Raw genomic sequence first — 22,054 nt, 5'->3', positions numbered from 1 at the left:
GCGCTATTTAAGGGTTTTTGATGGTTTTAATTCATACTACCCTCTTCTACTACAAGCGGTTTAAATACTACTTCATAGGTTTTGGCCCCTTTTAATATTTTTGATGCCATTTCTTGTATGTCTTTTACTGTAATGGCGTTAATGATGTTTTCAAAATTATCAGGATCGGTTCTAAGATAACCTTCACGGAAATATTGTGTTAGCAGTCGCATATCTGATATGTTGAAGTCCTGTTCTTCTTTACGGTCTTTTAGGTAATTGGCCAATGTTTTGTCTAAATCTTCTTGATTTATGTCACCTTCTACCAGTTTGTTTATTTCTTTGTGCACTATGGCTGTAAGATCGTCTACTTTTTCGGGGTTGCAATCGAACACTACGCTAATGCTTGCTGTTGATACGGGATATTTATCGAGGTTAGCATTGGCACTGGCCCCATAGGTACCGCCTTCTTGTTCTCTTAGGGTTTCGGTATAGCGCAACTGTAGTATATCGCCAATGGCATTTATTATATAATTGTTTTTAAGGCTATATGGCATTTCTTTTTTATACCCTATGCGTACGTTGCTTTTTGGGTCTTCCATCTGTAACTCAAAGTCTCTATCGATGTGTGGCTTTTGCCATGCTACGGAGTTATCTTTCCATGCTTCTTTTTTATTTGTGGTTGGAATGCTGGCCAGATAGGTTGCCAATAGTTCCTTAAGCTCTTTTTTGGGTATATCGCCTACTATAAAGAACTCAAAATCGGCGGCATTGCTAAAACGCTCTTTGTAGATTCTTTTTATGGTTTCGAAGTTGATGTCTTTTACATAATCTTCATCGAATAAACGGCGCTTAGGGTTGTTGGTTCCGTATAGGGCCACTGTGGTGCTATCGCCTATTCTTTGGTTTATGTCTTTGCTTTTTCTTACTAGGTAGTTGTCTATATTGCCCATTAGCACTTTAAAGCCGTCTTGATCAAAGCGTGGCTTGGTAAAGCGTAAATGTACCATTTGCAAGAGGGTCTCTACGTCTTTGGTTGTTGACACCCCTTTTATGGTCTCTCTTATATCGCTAAGTCCTATGGTTGTTTTTGCTGTTTTGCCTGCTAATACTTTGGCTAGATCGGTGGCTGAGTAATCTCCTAAACCTGAAAAGTCTACGGTATTGGAAAGCATGCTTGCTGATGGTAGGTCTTTATCGGCAATGAGTGATAGACCACCATCGCTTACGGCATATAATTGTACGTCGTTTTTGTTTTTATCGGAATACTTGTAGTGTACGGTTATGCCATTGCTTAGCTCGAACGTGGATGCGTTTAGTTTTTGTAATATGTATTCGGATATGACTGCACCTTTTTTTACTTCTACTCCAGACATTAGTGTTTTTCCGGCCATGGCATCGGTATAGGGTTGTAGTGTACTGTCTTTTTCTATGGTTTCTATTAGGTTTAAGGCAGTTTCTTGGCTTAGGTTTTCTTCACCTTTTACCCCGGTAACTAATAGGTAACGGTTTTTTTTGGTGTAGAGGTCTCTTATGGCTTTGTGCAAGTCTTCTTTTTGTAGGCTTTCGAATATTTGTTGTACTATTGGGTATTCTTGGTCTACATCGGTCATGGCATCTTGGTTCAGGTAATTGTTCTGCGCTTTTTGTGCGATGCTCTTGTGCGACATATCGTCCTGTTTGCTAATGGCATTTTCATAGGACGTTTTGTATTTAGTTATGGTCCTGTCTATTTCTTCTTGTGTGAAGCCATATTTTACGGCACGGTTTAATTCGGTCATGGCCGTTTTGAATGCTTCTTGCTGCATCCCTGCTTTGGGATATACAGTATATGTAAATGCTTTTGATGTTCTGGAAAGATCGCCATAGCCGGCACGTACGGCCAAGAATGGTGCATCGGGTTTTTGGCTTAACTCTTGTAACCTAACGGATAGCATGTTGGTAACCATACCGTTTAATAGTGCTGTTCTTAGGTCTTCTACAGTTTCTGTTTCTTTTGTTAGGTTTTTTGGATGGCGAATTCCAAATTGAATGTTGGCGGTGGTTACTTCTTCGTCCATTGCCAAGCTATAGCCCATTTCAATGTTATCAGGTATACTTTCTACGTGGCGCGGTTTGGGATTTTTTACTGCTGGTATGCCTGTAAACAGACCTTTTATTTTGGCTTCCATAAAATCGATATCGAAATTACCCACTACGGCTATGGCCTGTAGATCGGTACGGTACCAATCGTGGTAAAAGTCTCTTAGTGCCTGGTATTCAAAATTATCTACTACTTCCATTATGCCTATGGGCATGCGGTTGGCATATTTGGTTTGGTTGTACTGGGTTGCTAGGTGTTGTTTGAAAACTCGTAGGTTTCCGCTTTGGCGCGTGCGCCATTCTTCTTTTATCACCCCACGCTCAGCATCGATTTCTTTTTCGGTTAGTAATAGGTAATTGGACCAATCTTTTAGTATGGTAAGCCCTACGTCTATCATTTCTGCGTTGGTGGGTACGTTGTTTATGTTGTATACGGTTTCGTCAAAACTGGTGTAGGCATTGATGTCTTTTCCAAAAACAATGCCTTGTTCTTGTAGGGTGTTGAGTATGCCTTTTTCTGGAAAATGCTCGGTACCGTTAAAGGCCATGTGCTCTAGGAAGTGTGCTAGACCTTGTTGGTTGTCTTTTTCGAGTATGGATCCTACGTTTTGGATGATGTAATAGCTGGCTACGTCTTTTATTACATCGGTACTGCATAGGTAATAGGTCATGCCATTGGGCAATATACCTTTTTTTATGCGTTCGCTTTTTGGTAAGGGATCTTGGTTGTTGTAAGATTGTGCTATTAGATTTAGACTGCTTAGCACTGTAAAAAGTACGACGATTAGTTTTGTTGGCGTACTTGGTAATTTTAACTCTCTCATAGGATTTTTGGTTTATTTTTTATACTCTAAATAAAAGAGGCAGGACTTTTTTTTGAACTATTTGCTTTACTTAACTTTTTTAACTAATCAAAACTAGATGCCTACCTCTTTATACTGTTATTATTTTTTAATTTAATGCGTAATTATTGTACTGTGCTAAACAGCTTAGCATGTGCTTGGTCATGCTTTCTAAATTGTAATCGGGTTGCCAGCCCCAATCGGCTCTGGCTAAACTATCGTCTATACTATTGGGCCAGGATTCTGCAATGTTTTGCCTAAAGTCTGGCTTGTATGCTATTTTAAATTCTGGATGTGTTTTCAATATTTCTTTATATACTTGTTGTGGTGTGAAACTCATGCCTGACAGGTTGTACGAGGTCCTGACTCTTATGGCTTCTTTTGGTGCTTCCATGAGTGCTATGGTTGCTTTTATGGCATCTGCCATATAAATCATTGGTAAGGCGGTATCTGGCTTTAGAAAGCATTGAAACGGCTCTTGCCTGGCGGCCTTGAAGTAGATATCTACTGCGTAATCGGTGGTGCCTCCTCCGGGCAGGCTTTCGTACCCTATTACTCCTGGATATCTTAGGCTGCGTACGTCTACGCCATAGTTTTTGTTATAGTACTCGCACCACGACTCGCCTGCTACTTTGGATATGCCGTAGCTGGTTGCGGGTTGTCTTAAACTGAATTGTGGTGTTTGTTCTTTGGTGATGTTATCGCCAAATACGGCGATGGATGATGGCCAGAACACTTTGCTTATTTTGTGGGTTTTGGCTGTTTCTAGTATGTTTATTAGCCCTTGCATGTTTAAATCCCATGCTTTTAGGGGGTTTTTCTCGGCTACGGCTGATAGCATGGCTGCTAAATGGTAAATCTGTGTGATTTTATAGGTTTTAACGGTTTGGGCTATGGCCTGGGCATCCATAACGTTTAGGGTAACGAATACACCCTCGAAAGGGTCTTTGCTATCGCTTTTTATATCGGATGCTACGATGGCCTCGGTGCCATACCTTGTTATTAATGCTTTTCTAAGGGTGCTTCCTAATTGCCCTGAAGCGCCGGTTATCAATATTTTTTCTTTCATGTAGGCTTTGTTATAAAAGCAAACCCTAAGCTTTTGTTTTTTTATTATACCAATAGTGGGGCACTTTATTTGTTGTAAAGCACCCCCACTTAAACAAACTAAACTATGTTAAAAAACTTAGGGATTACTTTCATGTAAAAATCACACTTTAACTAATTTTCTACTTTTTTATGCTCTTTATTCCCTAAAAAGCACGACACCCATCCTATACTTATGGATGCCATGCTTACAATCAAAAAATGCACTATGAGTGACTAACTCAAAATAACTATGAAAAACTCTTACTATGTACTGTTACTTTGTACAGGCACTATTGACTTTAGGGTTATTTAAACAAGGGGTTAATCGTCTAATAACTTAACTCTCTAATTAATTCTTAATGAAAAACAACTCTCAACCCCTTATGTTTTTTTTGTTATTGTTATTAGTTTAATACTATTTCAAATGGTTCTTCTGTTGGTGGTAAACAGGTTTCGTCGTTACATGCCATAAAGTTTACATAGCCTTTTACGGTATGTGGGCCATTGCCTTTTACTTCTATGGTTTGGACGAAATCTACTTTTTTATCAAAAAACATGGTGTTTACCATAAATACTTCTTCATATTTTTTGTGTAGCTCTCCCATTTCTTTGGGTTTGCCTTTTAGTTTTACTGTTTTGGGCAACTCGAAATCGAACTCGGTTGCTAATGGCCCACCTTTTTCGGTATATTGTGAGTATACATGCCACCCGGGTTCTAGTTTTGCTGTTGCATGTAATTCGTATGTGTTGGTGTTTATTTTCTTTTGGGTGAACTGCCAGGTAACGGGCTCTAATATTTGTGCGTTTAATGTTGTTGCTAATGCAACTATTGCTAGCACGATAAGGGGTAACTTTTTCATAAATATCTTTTTTTAGTTCTTAATTATTTTCTTGGGTTTAAATACTGTTTACAAAACTTAAGTGTCCTTTTATATAATACTCTTGAAACCTGGTTTTGTACTATTCGCATTTAAGATTTTAACATTATTTTTTGCTTTTTTTATTGTTTTATCAGGTTTTGTGTCTATATCCTGACAATTTTCTTTTTTTGGGGTTGTTTGGACCCTTCATATACTAATACGTTTGAGAAAGCAAAAACCCTTACTTGGATTCTAACTTTTTTTAAATATTTAACATTGTTTTAAGAAATGACTTACTTTTTGGGCTTGAAATTGGGTTAAGTAAGTGGTATTTGAGTTTTGGGGTTTCAATTTAAATACATTTATTTTTTTGCCTGAATAAAGATATTTATTCATAATTAATCCAACCGAAATCAATTGAAGATTATAACACTAGAGAGAAAACTGCTGGAAGCGGTTAATGGGTTAAGTGACCAACAACGTAGAATTGTGTACTTAAAGTATTTTAATTTTTTAAGTAGTAAGGATATTGCCCAAATGCTTAACTTGAGTCCGCAAACAGTACGCAATGTGCTGGTTACGGCTTTAAAGAAACTGCGCAAAACCCTGGGTACTTTTAACTTTTTGTTATTGGTACTGTTTGGCAAAAGACGTTTTTAATACACTGCACGTTACTTAATTTTTAAACCAATAGGTTTTTCCGAAATATGCTGGGTTGAAGGTGTTATTGTTAATGTTTGGTTTTGTATTGATGTTATTGTAGCGCTCTGTTTGGATAAGGTTGCCATTTAGGTAGAATGCTACCCAAGTTTCTATAAGGTGACCATCTATGTTTTTAAAATGGTCGTAACGCACTTCATACAACTCGCCTTGTTTGCCTTTATTGAAACTGCGAACGGTTTGAAAGTTTTGGGCATTTAGCCATATTTGTGGTTTGTTTGGGTTGTTTTTGGCGGCTCCTATGATATAGACTTCTTGATCTTTGTATTGCGATTTTGTTAATATATTGGTGTTTATCCCTAAACTATCTAACCGTGCCAAGGTTTCTTGTACGGTGTAATAGTAAAGCCCTCCTTCCATTACTAAAAACTCTTGTATTTCGGGGCCACTGTGAACTAGTTTGTGGTTTCTGAACACATATATGCTGTCGTTACGGTTTATATTGGCATGTCCGTTTTCTGGATTGCCAAAATCGATTCTAAAATCTTTTGGAAACCGAACGGCCTCGTACCAAGTGGATGTATCTTGCGCAACGCCTTCTTTATTATATGTAATGGTTTCTTGTATAAAGGTGAACTGTTTTAAATGGTTTTTTGATTTTGTTTGTTTTATATGTGCTACAAGCTGTTGGGCAGTTGTTATTATGGGCTCACTTTTGCTTTTATGTAAAAGGGTGAGTATAAATGTTATAACTACCAATAAAATGGTTGCAAACAATACTATTTGTAATCTGTATTTATTCATTAAAAAATGCTTTAATGGTGTTAAATTGTGTTAATGTTTGCAATTTACTAAGCTACAACTGTAACAAATTGTAATTTTTAGACACTTTAAAAAAAGACCTGTTTTTATGTATTTTAAAGCATATTATCCTAGTTTGGCACTAACTAAATACATTGATAGCTATTTTGTTATAGACTCTAATGAAGTGCATGAAAGTATTACGGACCTTGTGATTCCTGATGGTACTTTTGGTTTGCTTTTTATTGACTCGCAAAAAAGCATACAGCGTAACCTTAAAACTACTAGCCCGCCTATTACGCTTAAAAAGACTTCTGTTTTTGGGCAAAAAACCAAGCCTGTTAATTATTATTATAGTAATGGAAAGGAAAAATCCTTTGGTATTAAGATTAACCCCGCTGGCCTAGCATTGTTTTTAAATAATAGCCTTAGTGAATTTAAAAATCTTTTTGTGGAAATTGAACTGTTAAACAACGTACCGCTTATGGATTTGGAAAAGCATGTTTTGGGGGCTAAATGCGTGCAGGATAAAATTAACATTATTGAACGGTTTGTTTTTAAAAAACTGGATGTGTTTAATAGTAATTTAGACTATGTGCTTTTTTGTGCTATTGTGGACTATATTAAAGCACATAAGGGCGAGGTACGGCATGCTGATATTACTGGCTACTTTTATGTTAATTATAAAAAGGTGGAACGCCTGTTTAATCATTTTTTAGGCATTACGCCTAAGACGTTTATACGTATTGTGCGTTTTAATGCGACTTTTCACTTCCAGTCTAAAATTGAAGCAACTAGTTTAACGCAACTTGGCTATAAATTGGGGTTTTTTGACCAATCCCATTTTATAAGGGAGTTTAAGGCTTTTACATCTTTAACGCCTAGCGACTTTTTTAATAAGCAACATTCGCATTCTGAAGCGGTGCATTTAGAGCTTATTTCGTCGCGTTGGTAATTTTATTGTAATGTCTATTTTTTACAATTAACAAGCAGGCCCCTTATTTATCTTCGCTGTTTTATTAAATTATTACTTAATTTTATAAAAACTGTAAACATGACTTTAATTTATCGATTTCTTTTTGCAAGTGTTTTATTGGTAACTGCACTTGCTGTTGCACAAGATGACAATTTAGACAAGTGGCACCACTTTTCTACTAATGATGCTTTGCACAAAGGCATTTCTACCAATGAGGCTTATACGCTGTTAAAGAATAGAATTCCGCAATCTATTATTGTGGCGGTTATTGACACGGGGGTTGACCATATGCATGAGGATTTGGATGATATTATGTGGACCAACCCTGGTGAAATTGCTAATAATGGCATTGATGATGATGGCAATGGTTATATTGACGATATACACGGGTGGAACTTTTTAGGCAATGCTAAAGGTGAAAATATTGAACGGGAAACTTTGGTAGAAACCCGAATTTTTGCTGAGCATTATCCTTATAATGGAAGTTATTCTGATTATAAAAATGCTGTTAAGGCTTTTCAAGACCATAGGGAAAGTGCTCTTAAAAATCGTTTGGAATCTTTACGGTACTTGGATAATCTTTATGAATTTGAGTTGCTTTACAAGGAACGCCCTTTAACTGCTGAAGGGTTTAGTGATTTTAAAGTGAGAGCTGGACAGGAAAAAACTAAACAAGCTGTTTTAAGCTATTTAAAGAGCCATCCTGAAGCTGATTTTGAAGCTATTAAAGCTGCTCTTAAAGATAATATTGAGGGACAAGAAACGAATTTGGATTTCTATTACAATCCTGATTTTAACTCTAGGGAACTTATTGGCGACAACTATACTGATGTTACGGAACGGTTTTACGGTAACAATGACTGCAAAGGGCCTAACCCAAGCCACGGCACTCATGTAGCGGGTATTATTGCTGCTGAACGCTATAATGATTTGGGGGTTGAAGGGATTGCTGATCATGTAAGTATTATGTCTGTAAGGGTTGTTCCAAATGGTGATGAGCACGATAAGGATGTGGCCAACGCTATTAGATATGCTGTTGATAATGGTGCCCGTGTTATTAACATGAGTTTTGGCAAGGCTTTTTCTTGGAATAAACAGGTGGTTGATGATGCGGTACGGTATGCTGAAAAGCACGATGTTTTACTAATTCATGCTGCTGGTAACAGTGCCATGGAACTTACGGGCAATAATAACTTTCCTAACCAAATGTTTGCTAAGCGAAATTTTCTTGGATGTAAATCTCCTAAAAACTGGATTGAGGTTGGTGCTTCTACTTATAACTATGATGAAAAATTTGTGGCTTATTTTTCGAATTTTGATGGTGATTTAGTGGATATTTTTGCCCCTGGCTTTCAAGTTTTATCTACTACTCCCGAAAGCAACTATGCTAAATATAATGGCACTAGTATGGCTAGCCCTATGGTGGCAGGTGTTGCTGCATTGCTTAGGACTTATTTTCCTAAGCTAAAGGCTACTCAAGTGCGTGATATTATTTTAAAATCTGCCACGCCTATTGATTTGATGGTTTCTAGACCTTCGGACGAAAAGCAAGTGCCTTTTAAAAGTTTAAGTGTTACTGGAGGTATTTTAAATGCTAAAGCTGCTGTTGAGATGGCTTTGAATAAATAAAATCTTGGCCATAAACCTTAAACTTTTTAAGCAATGAAGTATCTTTTTACTATGTTGGTTTGTGTAAGCTATACGTTACACTCCCAGATGGTTTACAATGAACTGGAAAACGACCTTCAAAAAACTTTGGACATGCTGGTTGCCTCGCATAAAATTCCTGGAGCTACCTTTTCTATTGTTTTTGATACAGACCACCAAATAAGCTTGGCGGCCGGTTATAAGGATGTGGAAAACCAAGTAGCCATGCAACCTGATTCTAAAATGCTTTCTGGCAGTGTTGGTAAATTGTTTTTTAGTACTGTTATCTTAAAACTTATTCAAGAGGGCAAGCTAAATTTGCAAGATCCTGCCTCTAAGTATTTAGGCAGCACCTCTTGGTACAATACTTTTCCAAACCACGATGCTATTAAGATTATAAACTTGATGAACCATACCAGTGGCTTACCCCGGCATTTGTTTCAGCCTGAATTTCTTGAAGATTTTATTGGAAACCCTTTGCTTGAAAGAGCCCCCGAAACCTGCATTCAATCTATTGCCAATAAGCCTGCTGTTCATCCTGTTGGGGCTGGTTGGGCTTATTCGGATACTAATTATATTTTACTTGGCTTAATTGTTGAAAAAATAACCCATAAACCTTTTTACGAAATTGTTGATACCGATTTAATTAAACCGCTTATGTTGGATTTAACAACGCCTTCTACCAAGATTTCTATACCTGGCTTGGCTGCTGGTTATATTGGGTCACAAAATCCTTTTAATTTACCTAAGAAAGTGTTGGACAATGATGGTAATCTTGTGGTTAATCCTGCTTTTGAATGGACTGGTGGTGGTTATGCTACCAACCCAAAGGATTTGGCCAGACTGGTAAAGTTTATTCATGAAAGTGATTACCTTAACAATGAAACCAAGGCGGCATTGCATACGGCTATTAATATGGCAACCGGTATGCCTTATGATAGCGGATATGGATTAGGGACTTTTGTTTGGAACAAAATGAACGATACCAGGTATGGACATTCTGGCTTTTTTCCGGGCTATGTGTCGCATGTGGAATATTCTACTAATAGACAATATGCCCTTGCTATACAGGTTAATGATGATGGTGCGTACCCTTACTTGCAACAATACCTATATGAACTGGAGCAAGTAGTAAATACTTATTTAGACCGTATTGATGAGTACCATATTAATCAAAACTTTAAGGCTCAAGAAGTCTGCTGGAATGCTGCCGATATTGTGTGCTATATGGAAGCTTATGCTAAAACGGAACCTATACTAACTGTCTCTAGAGGAGGTGTTACTTATGGTTACAACCTTATTATTGATAACTATAAAACATACTTTCCTGAAGATAAGATGGGGCAACTTTTTTTTGATAATATTGCCATGCGGCGTCTTGCCTATAACTTATATTTTGTAACTGGTCGCTTTAATTTGAAATTTGAAAACCGTGAAAATATAGTGAAAGGTTGGTTTTCTGTTACTGCTAAAAAAATTAATGGCCATTGGTATATGATTACTGATCATTCTAGTTAAAATAAGCCTCCATGAAATTGTACTTTACATACTTTATTTTATTTCTATTTGTTGTTTCCTGTAAAAAAGAAGACATTCAAGGTGATATTCTTATAAAGAACATTGCGATTATTGATGTGGAAAAAGATACTGTTAAAGCGTTACAAAATATTGTTATTAAAAACGGTAGAATTCTTCACATAGACCACGACGCCTCGCTCTATCGGTATAAAGTAAACACCATTATTAATGGTGATGGTAAGTATATTATTCCTGGCTTATGGGATATGCATGCACACCCCGACGATCCAGAAGTGTGGCGAATGCATCCTACTAACGATAAAAAAGATTTGCTCTTACCTCTTTTTGTTATTCATGGTGTTACAGGTATTAGGGACATGGGCGGCGATTTAACGCTAGTTAAAACCTGGCGCAATAATATTAATAATGGTTCGCTATTGGGGCCTAAAATATTTGCTGGCGGACCTTTGCTGGATGGTCCAAACCCTATGTGGGATGGCTCTATTGGCATTAATAGTCCAGAGGATGTTCCAAGGGTGGTTGACTCTCTTATTGAGGAGGGTGTTGATTTTTTAAAGGTATATTCTTTACTTCCACGAGAAACCTATCTAGCTTTGAGCAGTTATGCCAATGGTATTCATTTTCCATTTGTAGGGCATGTGCCTTTTACGGTACCCCCATCGGAAGCAGCAAAAACAGGCATGAAAAGCCAAGAGCACCTTCTGGAAATTTTAAAAGAATGTTCTGGCAAGCCTCCTAAGGACTTTATAGACAAGATTAAGGCCATGGAAAATGGTATTGACCGCTCTAACGCTATAAATGCTTTTCGCCTTTCTACTTTTAATGAAACTAAAGCCGACAGTCTATACGATTTGTTTGTTGAAAAAAAGATATGGCATTGCCCAACTTTAAGTATGTGGTTTAAAAATGCCTGGTATGAAGATGAATTACCCAAAGACAGCCTTTTGTTGTCCTATTTGCCTAAATACCTTCAAAAATATTGGACGCCAGATATTAATGATCATTTAACTTACAGAGATAATTCGACTTTTATTGAAACAAAAAAGAAACTTTGTTACCTCTACCTAAAAATGGTTGGCAGAATGCATGAAAAAGGTGTGTTGCTTTTGGCTGGTACCGATATGGGAGCCAACCCATTGTGTTTTCCTGGTGTTGGTGTACATAATGAACTGGAACTTTTTGTTAAAGCTGGACTAACCCCTGCTGAAGCCATAAAAACGGCCACGGTTAATCCAGCAAGGTTTTTTGAAATTGATACCGATTATGGCACTGTTGAGCAAGGAAAAATAGCTGACTTGGTTGTTTTAAAGAATAACCCCCTTAAAAATATTAATAGCATAAGGGAAATTGATTTTGTAATACGAAATGGCATCTTAATTGATTCTACACAAATTGAAACTATTAAAACAGATATAAAAAACCTTGTTCTTTAAAAAGGTGAAGTCCTTACTAGTCAAAAAAAAACAGGTTGTCTAATTAATACAATTACTGCCTTTTGGCTATCTGTACTTTTGATTTAGTTCTTTCTAAGAATCTAAATTAAAAAACAATGGATTATACACTCTTTAAAAAAACGTTCTACTTTTTTATGCTTCCTTTTTTAATGATTAGCCAACAGGACTTAAGCATAAAAGGGGTTATTTTAAATGCCAATAACACCCCGGTTGAGTTTGCAAATGTTGTGGCCTATAACCTTAGCTCTAAAACTATTATAAAGCTTGAGTTAACCAATGAACTTGGGGCTTTTAAATTAAGTGACATTGTTACAGACTCTATACAGGTTATTATATCGCATATAGCTTATCAATCTTGGAAAAGTGATCCTATAAAGCAGTCGCAATTACCCCTAAACTTAAACACCATTATACTTAAAGAAAGTGAAAACACCTTAGGTGAGGTTACCATAACAGCCGAAAAAGATTTTATTGAAATGCAACCCGACAAAATGGTTGTAAACCTTAACAAGGACAATACTTCATTGGGGCCTAATGCCTTTGAAGTTATTGAAAAGTTGCCCGGTGTTACAGTAGATATTTTAAGTGGCACCATTAATATTCAAGGTAAGGAAGGAAGTACCGTTTTAATTAATGACCGCGCTACACATTTATCTTCTGATAATTTAGCTACTTTACTTAAAAACACTCCTTCTGATCAAATTAAGGCTGTTGAAATAATAACCAATCCATCATCAAAATATGATGCTGCAGGTAATGCTGGAGTTATTAATATTATTTTGGGAAAAAATGACAAAGAAGGGTTTAACGGTAGCTTAAGAACACAAGTACAGCAAGGTAAATATTTTCAAAAAGGCGGAAGTTTAAACTTAAATTTTAGAAAAAAGCACTGGAATCTTTATGGGGGTTATAGTATTAATGACATAAAGGCCTTTACAAAAATAATTTACAAACAAACTTATTTAAATGCTTCGCCTGCTTTAAAATCTGTTCAACATAGTAATCGAATTTTTAATGTAGATCCACAAAACTTTAATCTTGGAATTGATTATGAAACGGAAACTAACTTTAACATAAACTTTCTATTTAAGGGATCGAACACCAAAGTTATTAGTCCCCAAAATATCACTACCGCCTTTAGTGATTTGAACAACAATCTAGTTTCTACTGCAAACACGATTTCTGAAGTCAATGAGCACAATAAAAATTATGCTTTTAACCTAAATTTATTTAAATCGAATAAAGACAAAACATTTTCTTATTCGTTTGATGGCAACTATTCATTTTACAATAGAGGTCAAGATCAAAATTTTACAACCCTATTTTACGATGAAAACAATAATGATACTGGCAACAGGAATTTGCTAAGAAGTGAGATTCCGTCAGACATTGACATTTGGTCTTTTAAAACTGACATAACTAAAGCCTTTAAGGCATCACAAATCACTTTAGAAACGGGTTTAAAATGGAGTGAGGTTATTAATGACAATTACCCTAAATACTATGATATTATAGATAATAGTGAAAGCTTAAATACCGACTTAACTAACCACTTTATTTATAGAGAACATATTTTTGCTGGGTATATAGACTTCTTAAAGACGTTTAAAACCGCAACCATTAAAATAGGGTTAAGAGTTGAAAATACCGAAGGGTATGGTAAACAAAAATTAACCAATGATTCCTTTAATAGAAATTATCTTGAATTTTTTCCAACTCTATTCTACAAGATTGATGTATCTGAAAACCATACTGTATCCTTTGCTTTTGGAAGACGTATAGACCGCCCTTCTTATGGTGATTTAAACCCTTATCGCTTGTTTTTGGACCAGTACAGTTCTTGGCAGGGAAACCCCATGTTAAACCCTCAATTTAGTTATAATTTTGAGTTATCGCACCAATATAAACATAAGTTAACCACAAAATTATCTTATACTAATACAAACGATGTTATTGGTAGTTTGGTTTTTCAGGATGACGACTCTCAGGTTAGTACTGAAACCAAAGCAAATTTAAATACATTTTCGCAAATAAACCTTTCTTCGTCAACATCCTTTAAACCTTTTACTTGGTGGAACAGTAATGTATCGGTATCAGTATTCAATAACCGCTATAAGGGAACTTACCTAAATGAACCATTCCATATTCAAGGGGTTGGTTTTATATTTAATAATAACAACTCTTTTAAAATCTCGTCTCAAATTAATGGTAGTTTAAGTGCCAATTACAATTCACCTTATATAAATGATATAGAAGAAACCAGATCGAACTATGCCATAAATCTGGGAATTAACCGTACTTCTAAAGACCATAAAACTATTATTAGCTTAAGTGCTTCAGATATTTTTTGGGGAAGGCGTGGTGGTGGAACCACAGCGATTTCAAACTTAAACAGAACTTCTTTGGTAAGATATGGCAGTAATATGATAAGTCTTTATTTTATTTACAAGTTTGGAAAGCATACTGTACCAAGTGCCAAAAATCGTAAAACTGGTGATGAAGAAGAAAAGAGCAGAATATAGTATGTTATTTTTCAGTTAAAGCACTTTACAGTCTAAATGTCTTTTGTATTTTTATAGCTAAGCTCAAATATTTTATCTTGATTTATTGAAAACTAGACTATTAACTATTGAAAACAAAGGCATGACTACACGAAGAGATTTTATTATTAAAACAGCCTGTGCCACTGGCTTTTTACCCCTAATATCGGCATTCCCCTACACCAGTTTTAAAACAACTAATCCCAATAACAGTAAATTGGATGTTAATATTTTTTCAAAACACCTTCAGTTTTTAGATTATAAAACCACAGGGGAAATGGCAGCCGAATTAGGGTTTTCTGGTGTAGACTTAACGGTACGCCCTGGTGGGCATGTGCTTCCCGAATCTGTAAAAACAGATTTACCAAAAGCAGTTAATGCCATTAGAAGTGCTGGTGTAAATTGTAAAATGATTACCACTAGTATTGAAAGTGTAGATAACCCGCTTGATGTGGATATATTGGAAAGTGCATCAAAAGCTGGTATTTCATATTACAGAACCAATTGGTACCAATACAAAGAAGGCGTACCTATGCAACAAGCCTTGACGGAGTATCAAAAAGACATAAAAAAATTAGGGGATTTAAGTGAAAAATTAAACCTTATTGGTTGTTACCAAAACCATGCAGGTGTTTTAGTAGGGGCTTCTTATTGGGAAATAAAAACACTTTTGGAAACTACCAACCCAAAGCATTTTGGCACACAATACGACATTAGGCATGCCATGGTAGAAGGTGGTTACTCTTGGGAAAATGGATTGCAGCTTTTGCACAATAACATTAAGGTGATTGTTTTAAAAGATTATAAATGGGGGAAAGTTAACGGAAAGTGGGAGGCCATTAATGTTCCTATTGGTGAGGGTATGGTGGACTTTGTTGGATATTTTAAAAAATTAAAACAATACCATTTAAATCCTCCAGTGTCTTTGCATTTGGAGTATGATTTGGGAGGGGCTGAACTAGGCAATCGGGATATTACTGTAGACAAAAAAGTGGTATTTGATGCCATGCGAAGTGATTTAAACAAGGTACAGAAGCTTTGGCAACAGGCTTAAATTATCCTTATAAAAAAACCTTCTTTATCTAGATAAAGAAGGTTTTGTACTGAAGGCGGGACTTGAACCCGCACGGCCATAATGGCCATTGGATTTTAAGTCCAACGTGTCTACCAATTCCACCACTTCAGCAAACTTGGTATGTTTTAGAAAGTTCCAGAGCGAAAGACGGGATTTGAACCCGCGACCCTCACCTTGGCAAGGTGATGCTCTACCCCTGAGCTACTTTCGCAATTTTAATAATGAACGGGCAATATCGCTATTGCGGATGCAAATTTAAAATATTTCTAGGAAATGCAAAGCCTTTTGGTAAAATAAATAAAATTAATTTTATGCCTGTTGCTTCTTAACCAACATACGTTTAATTTCATTAAGTTTCATTAATGCTTCTACAGGCGTAAGGGTATCAATTTCAATATGCAATATCTCCTCTCTAATATTTTCCAACAAAGGATCGTCTAAATTAAAAAAGCTCAATTGCATTTCATTGTTCAATGATTTAACTGTATCTGTAAGCTCTTCACTGGAATGTGATTTCTCCAATTTTTTCAATACTTGATTGGCACGGCGTAGCACTTGCTGTGGCATACCGGCCATTTTGGCTACATGAATTCCAAAACTATGCTCGCTACCGCCTTCAACCAGCTTTCTTAAAAAAAGAACATTGTCTTTAAGCTCTTTAACAGATACATTAAAGTTTTTGATACGATTAAAGGTTTCTGTCATTTCATTAAGCTCGTGGTAATGGGTTGCAAATAGGGTTTTTGGCTTTGCAGGGTGTTCATGTAAATACTCGCTAATAGCCCATGCTATGGATATGCCATCATACGTACTGGTACCACGCCCAATTTCATCTAGCAAAACCAAACTTCTTTCGGAAATATTATTTAAAATGGAAGCTGTTTCATTCATTTCAACCATAAATGTAGATTCGCCCATTGATATGTTGTCACTGGCACCTACCCTAGTAAAAATTTTATCTACCACACCAATTTTTGCAGCCTTAGCAGGTACAAAACTACCCATTTGCGCCAATAGTACAATTAATGCCGTTTGGCGCAAAATGGCCGATTTACCAGACATGTTAGGCCCGGTTATCATAATGATTTGCTGTGTATTTCTATCTAAAAACACATTGTTGGATATATAGGCTTCGCCAACTGGTAATTGCTTTTCTATAACGGGGTGGCGCCCCTCTTCTATATCCAAATCAAAGGATTCTTCTAGGCTTGGATATACATAATTATTATCTTTTGCTAATTGCGCAAATCCACACAGGCAATCTAATTGCCCAATGAAATGGGCATTTTGTTGAACAGGCTTTATATATTGACTTAACCAACCAATCAACTCGGCAAATAACTGTTGCTCTATAACCAAAATACGATCTTCTGCACCTAAAATTTTCGCCTCATATTCTTTAAGTTCTTCAGTTATATAACGCTCTGCACTAACAAGTGTTTGTTTTCTAACCCAGCTATCGGGCACCTTATCTTTATGTGTATTGCGTACTTCTATATAATACCCAAAAACATTATTAGAATCTATTTTAAGCGAGGTAATTCCAGTACGCTCACTTTCACGCTGCAGCATATTATCAAGATAGTCTTTACCAGATTGCGACAACCCTCGTAGCTCATCAAGTTCCTTAGAATACCCTGCAGCAATGGTATGGCCCTTCAATACATTTACTGGAGCATTTTCATTAAGCATCTCTTTAACCTTATCACGAAGCACATCACAACTCTGCAGCGCATCCCCTATCATTTTAAGAGATGTATTATTGCAGTTTGTCGCTAATGCCTTTATAGGTACAATAGCTTCTAAAGAGTTCTTTAATTGAATCACTTCCCGCGGGTTTACCTTGCCTGTAGCAACTTTAGATATTAACCGTTCTAAATCGCCAATATGCTTTATTTGATTCTGTATTTTTTGCAGAACTGTATCTTCTTTAATAAAAAAATCGACCACTTCATGACGCTGCTTTATTTTATCTATACGTTTTAGTGGTAAAGCCAACCAGCGTTTAAGCATACGCCCTCCCATGGGGGAAATGGTTTTATCAATTACGCTTAAAAGCGTTACAGCATTTACATTGGTAGAATGATACAATTCTAAATTACGAATGGTAAATTTATCCATCCACACATAATCATCTTCAGCAATTCTAGAAATGGATGCAATATGCTCTAATTTATTATGTTGTGTTTCAGATAAATAGTGCAAAACAGAACCCGATGCAATAATGCCCTCATGTAAATCTTCAATACCAAAGCCTTTAAGTGTTTTGGTGTTAAAATGCTTTATCAAGGTTTCATAAGCATAATCGGTTTGGTATACCCAGTCTTCCAAGTAAAACGTATGGAAATCGTTCCCAAATGTTTCATTAAACATGCTACGTTTTTGCTTAGACACCAACACTTCGCTTGGGCTAAAATTTTGTAATAACTTATCAATATACTCTACATTACCCTGAGACGTTAAAAACTCGCCTGTAGAAATGTCTAAAAATGAGATGCCAATATACTTTTTATCAAAATATACCGAACATAAAAAATTGTTGGATTTAGAAATTAAAACCTCATCATTTAATGCCACCCCAGGTGTTACCAATTCGGTTACACCTCGCTTTACAATAGTCTTTGTTTGCTTAGGGTCTTCTAATTGGTCACAAATAGCCACACGTTCACCTGCTTTTACCAACTTGGGCAAATAGGTATTTAAGGAATGATGCGGAAACCCTGCCAATTCTGTTTCACTTTCACTACCAGCACCTCGCTTTGTTAAAATAATACCCAAAATGCCTGCTGCTCTTACCGCATCTTCACCAAAGGTTTCATAAAAATCACCCACACGAAACAACAACAATGCATCAGGATACTTAGCCTTTATAGCATTGTACTGCTTCATTAGAGGTGTTTCTTTTTTTCCTTTTTTTGCCATTTTTACGTATTTCGCCGCCTTTAAAAGAATTAACTAAACATGGTAAGTCATTTAGTTTTTTGTTAATTTGTAACCTTTTGTAAGGACTGCTAATGTAATGTTATTTTAATTTTTTTTGAAATTGAAACATTATAAGTTATTTACAATTATTAACAACATAGATATGCATAAATAGCATGCGAAAACTAAAAAACAGCGAGTTAGACCGATTGAGCGTTGATGCTTTTAAGCAAGCAAAAAAATTACCCCTTATTGTGGTTTTAGACAATATTAGGAGTCTTAACAATATAGGCTCTGTGTTTAGAACCTGTGATGCCTTTTTAATAAAAAAAATTTATCTGTGCGGCATCACGGCAACACCACCACACAAAGACATTCATAAAACGGCCTTGGGAAGCACAGATACGGTTGCGTGGGAGTATGTTAAGGACACCATGGCTTTGGTTGAAAAGCTGAAAGCTGAAAATATAAAAATCTGCGCCATTGAACAAGCTGAAAGGGCTACCATGCTTAACAATTTTAAACCCGAAAAAGACACTACTTATGCCTTAATTTTTGGCAATGAAGTGAAAGGGGTAGCTCAAAATGTTGTTTCTAAAAGTGATACCGTTATAGAAATACCGCAATTTGGCACCAAACATTCCCTAAATATTTCTGTAAGTTGCGGCGTGGTTATCTGGGATTTGTTTTCTAAACTAGAAGCTTAGAACGACTACTTCTCATTATAAAGTGCTATTACAACATTTACTTAATTCTTTTTGTATTTTTAATGCTAAATTAAATCCGACTATGAGAATTTTTATTGCCTTACTAATCGTTTCACTATTCATTAATTGTAAAAAAGAAAAGGCACTTGGACCTGATTACAGTCAATTAACCTCTATTCCTACTAAAGAACATGTAGGCCATTTGGTGTTACCAGATACCATTGCACCTATAGAGGCCCCTTTTAAAATGCCTGTATTTAAAAGACCTACTTTCCCAGATAGGACTATTAATATTATAGACCAAGGTGCTAAAGCGGAAAATTTGATTACTGTTATTGTTCAAAAAGCCATAGACTCGTTAAGCACCTTAGGAGGTGGGCGTGTTATTATCCCTAAAGGTGCATGGAAAACGGGACGTATTTCATTAAAAAGTAACGTTAATCTGCATATTGAAGCTGAAGCCATTGTAACCTTCAGTACCGATGTAAAAGATTATCAACCTGCCGTATTCACTAGAGTTGAAAGTATGGAAGTAATGTCGTTAGGTGCCTGCATCTATGCCAATAACCAAGAAAATATTGCTCTAACAGGAAAAGGAACACTTATTGGCCCCTATGGCGGCGAAATTAGAGAAAGACTCTATAAAAAGGCCATAGAGGACCTTGTTGATTTAAGCAAACCTGCTGAAGAACGTATTCATAACGGCTCTAAAGACGATTGGATATTTCCCCCTAAATTTATTTCACCTATTAACTGTAAAAATGTTTTTATTGAAGGCGTATCTCTAGAAAATTCTGCTTTTTGGAACATTGTGCCTACTTACTGCGACCGTGTTATTATACGAGGTGTTAATGTAAACTCCATAGGTATACCTAGAGGTGACGGGATTGATATTGAATCTTCAAAAAATGTCTTAATTGAATATGCTACTCTAAGTACTGGAGACGATTGCTTTACCATGAAAGCAGGTCGTGGTGAAGATGGCATGAAAGTTAATAAGGCCACTGAGAATATAGTAGTACGCTATTGTATGGCTAAGCAGGGGCATGGTGGCATTACCTGTGGCAGTGAAACCGCAGGTGTTGTTAGAAACCTATATTTACACGATTGTGTTTTTGAAGGCACAACTGTTGGTATTCGTTTTAAAACAAGACGCCCTAGAGGAGGAGGAGGTGAAAACCTATATTACAATAGGATTCGTATGGACTTAAAAGCTACTGCCATAAAATGGGATATGCTAGGTACACGGGCCTACGTTGGTGCATTAGCAGACCGCTTACCAAAAAGAACTGTTAATAAGCTAACTCCATTTTACCGTAATATCCATATTTCTAATATTATTATAGATCATAGCTCGCATTTTTTAAAAGTGTACGGGATTCCAGAATCACCTCTTACCAATGTAACCATAGATAATATAGATGCCAAATGCGACAATCTTATCATTATTAATGATGCTAAAAATGTGCTTATAAAAAACACACGCATACAAACGCCAGATAGTATTATTGATGTTCTTGGTAGTGAAAACATAAATTTTGATAATTTGGTATTGAACATGGAACCCCACACACTACACATGCCCACGGAAGTCATTAAGACCGAAGGCATTCATTTTAAACCAGAAAAACAATAAGTAACCGAATTTAATTTATTAAACTAAAAAAACAAACAGATGAAAACACTTGGTATTGGAATTGTTGGAGCACGATATGGTGCGCGTATGCATTATGCGAACTTTACAAAACTACCTCCTGGACTTATTGAAATTAGAGGTGTTTGTTCCAGAACTTTAGAAAGTGCCCAAGCTTTTGCCAATGATACTGGTGTAGCTTTTGTTACAAATAATTTAGATGAACTTTTGGCCCGTGAGGACATTGATGTTATTGATGTTTGCACACCACCAGCATTACACCATGAAATTGCTATTCGAGCAGCCAATGCCGGTAAACATATTATTATGGAAAAACCGCTTACAGGATATTTTGGAGAACCTGGAGACCCTGAACCTATAGGTATTCATGTACCCAAGGCACATATGCGCAAGGGTGCAAAAAAAAATGCCGAAGCGGTACGTGAGGCCGTTCAGCGCAACGGAGTAAAGTTTTGTTATGCTGAAAACTGGGTGTATTCGCCTCCCATTATAAAAGTTCGTAATCTTATAGCCGCATCAAAAGGCGCAGTTTTAGAATTACGGGCTGAAGAGAACCATTCTGGGTCTAATTCAGTATATTCCAAAGAATGGAAGTCAACTGGTGGTGGTGCGTTATTACGTATGGGTGTTCACTCTGTTGGCGCTTGTTTGCACCTAAAAAAATGGGAAGGTATATACCGACTGGGCAAACCTATTCGGCCTGTTTCGGTGATGGCAGATACAGCCGATCTAATACATACTAGTGCTTCAGAGCGTGCCAAAAAAGAAAATGCCCATAAATGGATTAGCTCTGAACCTGTGGATGTTGAAGATTGGGCCAATTTAACCATCCGTTTTGATGATGGTTCGCGTGCCACAGTTATGGTTAGTGATGTTGGGCTTGGTGGATTGAACACTCGTGTTACAGCCTTTATGACCGATGGTGTTATTAAAGCCAATGTAACGGCCAATGATGCTGTAGAAACCTATGCTGTAGACCCAACCACCTTTAAGGATGAATATTTTACAGAAAAATTAGAAACCAAAGCAGGTTGGAATCGCCCAAGTTGTGATGAGGATTGGTTCCGCGGCTTTGCCCAAGAAATTGAGGATTTTGTACAAGCCATTAGAGAAGACCGCGAACCTTTAGCTGGAATTGACTTGGCTGTAGATTGCATTGATGTTATTTATTCAGCCTATGTATCAGCTGAAGAGGGCAGAGTTATTAATCTGTAGTAATTAAGAATG

The 22,054-nt window shown here is 36.5% G+C and carries 15 protein-coding genes and 2 tRNA genes; 10 read left to right on the top strand and 7 right to left on the bottom strand.

Annotation, left to right across the window (positions count from 1 at the left end):
* Positions 1-26 precede the first annotated feature (26 nt).
* The 3 genes from AC5SR4_RS08590 to AC5SR4_RS08580 form a co-directional block, all read right to left on the bottom strand.
* Complete coding sequence (locus AC5SR4_RS08590; protein WP_495359125.1) at positions 27-2,885, bottom strand: M16 family metallopeptidase; 2,859 nt, start codon at positions 2,883-2,885, stop codon at positions 27-29.
* 127 nt (positions 2,886-3,012) lie between these two features.
* Positions 3,013-3,972, bottom strand: coding sequence for an NAD-dependent epimerase/dehydratase family protein (locus AC5SR4_RS08585; RefSeq protein ID WP_495359124.1), 960 nt, complete (start codon positions 3,970-3,972; stop codon positions 3,013-3,015).
* A 424-nt stretch (positions 3,973-4,396) separates the two neighbouring features.
* Positions 4,397-4,852 carry a protein-disulfide reductase DsbD domain-containing protein gene (locus tag AC5SR4_RS08580; protein WP_495359123.1) on the bottom strand — a complete coding sequence of 152 codons (456 nt, stop codon included), beginning with the start codon at positions 4,850-4,852 and terminating at the stop codon, positions 4,397-4,399.
* 417 nt (positions 4,853-5,269) lie between these two features.
* On the opposite strand from AC5SR4_RS08580, the gene AC5SR4_RS08575 reads away from it, so the two are divergent.
* Positions 5,270-5,512, top strand: coding sequence for an RNA polymerase sigma factor (locus AC5SR4_RS08575; RefSeq protein WP_495359122.1), 243 nt, complete (start codon positions 5,270-5,272; stop codon positions 5,510-5,512).
* Positions 5,513-5,527: 15 nt separating this feature from the next.
* Here AC5SR4_RS08575 and AC5SR4_RS08570 read toward each other — a convergent pair whose 3' ends face one another.
* Positions 5,528-6,316: a hypothetical protein gene (locus tag AC5SR4_RS08570; RefSeq protein WP_495359121.1), complete on the bottom strand. Its 789-nt coding sequence runs from the start codon at positions 6,314-6,316 to the stop codon at positions 5,528-5,530.
* Positions 6,317-6,422: 106 nt separating this feature from the next.
* Here AC5SR4_RS08570 and AC5SR4_RS08565 point away from each other — a divergent pair, with 106 nt between their 5' ends.
* The 6 genes from AC5SR4_RS08565 (at position 6,423) to AC5SR4_RS08540 (ending at position 15,523) form a co-directional block, all read left to right on the top strand.
* A complete protein-coding gene (locus tag AC5SR4_RS08565; protein ID WP_495359120.1) occupies positions 6,423-7,268 on the top strand; it encodes a DUF6597 domain-containing transcriptional factor in 846 nt (281 codons plus the stop codon).
* A gap of 99 nt (positions 7,269-7,367) precedes the next feature.
* A complete protein-coding gene (locus tag AC5SR4_RS08560) occupies positions 7,368-8,918 on the top strand; it encodes a S8 family peptidase (protein ID WP_495359119.1) in 1,551 nt (516 codons plus the stop codon).
* 33 nt (positions 8,919-8,951) lie between these two features.
* Positions 8,952-10,454 carry a serine hydrolase gene (locus AC5SR4_RS08555; RefSeq protein WP_495359118.1) on the top strand — a complete coding sequence of 501 codons (1,503 nt, stop codon included), beginning with the start codon at positions 8,952-8,954 and terminating at the stop codon, positions 10,452-10,454.
* Between the two features lie 11 nt (positions 10,455-10,465).
* Positions 10,466-11,908, top strand: coding sequence for an amidohydrolase family protein (locus AC5SR4_RS08550; RefSeq protein WP_495359117.1), 1,443 nt, complete (start codon positions 10,466-10,468; stop codon positions 11,906-11,908).
* A 116-nt stretch (positions 11,909-12,024) separates the two neighbouring features.
* Complete coding sequence (locus AC5SR4_RS08545) at positions 12,025-14,451, top strand: outer membrane beta-barrel protein (RefSeq protein WP_495359116.1); 2,427 nt, start codon at positions 12,025-12,027, stop codon at positions 14,449-14,451.
* A gap of 121 nt (positions 14,452-14,572) precedes the next feature.
* Positions 14,573-15,523 carry a sugar phosphate isomerase/epimerase family protein gene (locus AC5SR4_RS08540; protein ID WP_495359115.1) on the top strand — a complete coding sequence of 317 codons (951 nt, stop codon included), beginning with the start codon at positions 14,573-14,575 and terminating at the stop codon, positions 15,521-15,523.
* 47 nt (positions 15,524-15,570) lie between these two features.
* Here the strand turns inward: AC5SR4_RS08540 and AC5SR4_RS08535 are convergent.
* From AC5SR4_RS08535 to mutS, 3 genes are all read right to left on the bottom strand, one after another.
* Positions 15,571-15,655: transfer RNA gene (locus AC5SR4_RS08535), tRNA-Leu, on the bottom strand.
* A gap of 28 nt (positions 15,656-15,683) precedes the next feature.
* Positions 15,684-15,755, bottom strand: a tRNA-Gly gene (locus AC5SR4_RS08530).
* Between the two features lie 98 nt (positions 15,756-15,853).
* Positions 15,854-18,466: a DNA mismatch repair protein MutS gene (mutS, locus tag AC5SR4_RS08525; protein ID WP_495359114.1), complete on the bottom strand. Its 2,613-nt coding sequence runs from the start codon at positions 18,464-18,466 to the stop codon at positions 15,854-15,856.
* Positions 18,467-18,642: 176 nt separating this feature from the next.
* Here mutS and AC5SR4_RS08520 point away from each other — a divergent pair, with 176 nt between their 5' ends.
* The 3 genes from AC5SR4_RS08520 (at position 18,643) to AC5SR4_RS08510 (ending at position 22,042) form a co-directional block, all read left to right on the top strand.
* The gene (locus tag AC5SR4_RS08520; protein WP_495359113.1) at positions 18,643-19,173 is read left to right on the top strand and encodes an RNA methyltransferase; all 531 of its coding nucleotides are present in this window, start codon (positions 18,643-18,645) and stop codon (positions 19,171-19,173) included.
* A gap of 82 nt (positions 19,174-19,255) precedes the next feature.
* Complete coding sequence (locus AC5SR4_RS08515; protein WP_495359112.1) at positions 19,256-20,809, top strand: glycoside hydrolase family 28 protein; 1,554 nt, start codon at positions 19,256-19,258, stop codon at positions 20,807-20,809.
* Positions 20,810-20,848: 39 nt separating this feature from the next.
* Positions 20,849-22,042, top strand: a complete 1,194-nt coding sequence (locus AC5SR4_RS08510) for a Gfo/Idh/MocA family protein (RefSeq protein ID WP_495359111.1) — start codon at positions 20,849-20,851, stop codon at positions 22,040-22,042.
* Positions 22,043-22,054 lie beyond the last annotated feature (12 nt).

Source organism: Aestuariibaculum scopimerae (assembly GCF_059428085.1).
Note: the sequence above shows the minus strand (reverse complement) of the source record. Positions and strands in the feature narration are given on the sequence as shown.

Coding starts and splice junctions, on each gene's coding strand:
- AC5SR4_RS08520 (WP_495359113.1), top strand. CDS start 18,643: ATGCGAAAACTAAAAAACAGCGAGTTAGACCGATTGAGCGTTGATGCT.
- AC5SR4_RS08515 (WP_495359112.1), top strand. CDS start 19,256: ATGAGAATTTTTATTGCCTTACTAATCGTTTCACTATTCATTAATTGT.
- AC5SR4_RS08510 (WP_495359111.1), top strand. CDS start 20,849: ATGAAAACACTTGGTATTGGAATTGTTGGAGCACGATATGGTGCGCGT.
- mutS (WP_495359114.1), bottom strand. CDS start 18,466: ATGGCAAAAAAAGGAAAAAAAGAAACACCTCTAATGAAGCAGTACAAT.
- AC5SR4_RS08565 (WP_495359120.1), top strand. CDS start 6,423: ATGTATTTTAAAGCATATTATCCTAGTTTGGCACTAACTAAATACATT.
- AC5SR4_RS08540 (WP_495359115.1), top strand. CDS start 14,573: ATGACTACACGAAGAGATTTTATTATTAAAACAGCCTGTGCCACTGGC.
- AC5SR4_RS08560 (WP_495359119.1), top strand. CDS start 7,368: ATGACTTTAATTTATCGATTTCTTTTTGCAAGTGTTTTATTGGTAACT.
- AC5SR4_RS08550 (WP_495359117.1), top strand. CDS start 10,466: ATGAAATTGTACTTTACATACTTTATTTTATTTCTATTTGTTGTTTCC.
- AC5SR4_RS08545 (WP_495359116.1), top strand. CDS start 12,025: ATGGATTATACACTCTTTAAAAAAACGTTCTACTTTTTTATGCTTCCT.
- AC5SR4_RS08570 (WP_495359121.1), bottom strand. CDS start 6,316: ATGAATAAATACAGATTACAAATAGTATTGTTTGCAACCATTTTATTG.
- AC5SR4_RS08590 (WP_495359125.1), bottom strand. CDS start 2,885: ATGAGAGAGTTAAAATTACCAAGTACGCCAACAAAACTAATCGTCGTA.
- AC5SR4_RS08580 (WP_495359123.1), bottom strand. CDS start 4,852: ATGAAAAAGTTACCCCTTATCGTGCTAGCAATAGTTGCATTAGCAACA.
- AC5SR4_RS08555 (WP_495359118.1), top strand. CDS start 8,952: ATGAAGTATCTTTTTACTATGTTGGTTTGTGTAAGCTATACGTTACAC.
- AC5SR4_RS08585 (WP_495359124.1), bottom strand. CDS start 3,972: ATGAAAGAAAAAATATTGATAACCGGCGCTTCAGGGCAATTAGGAAGC.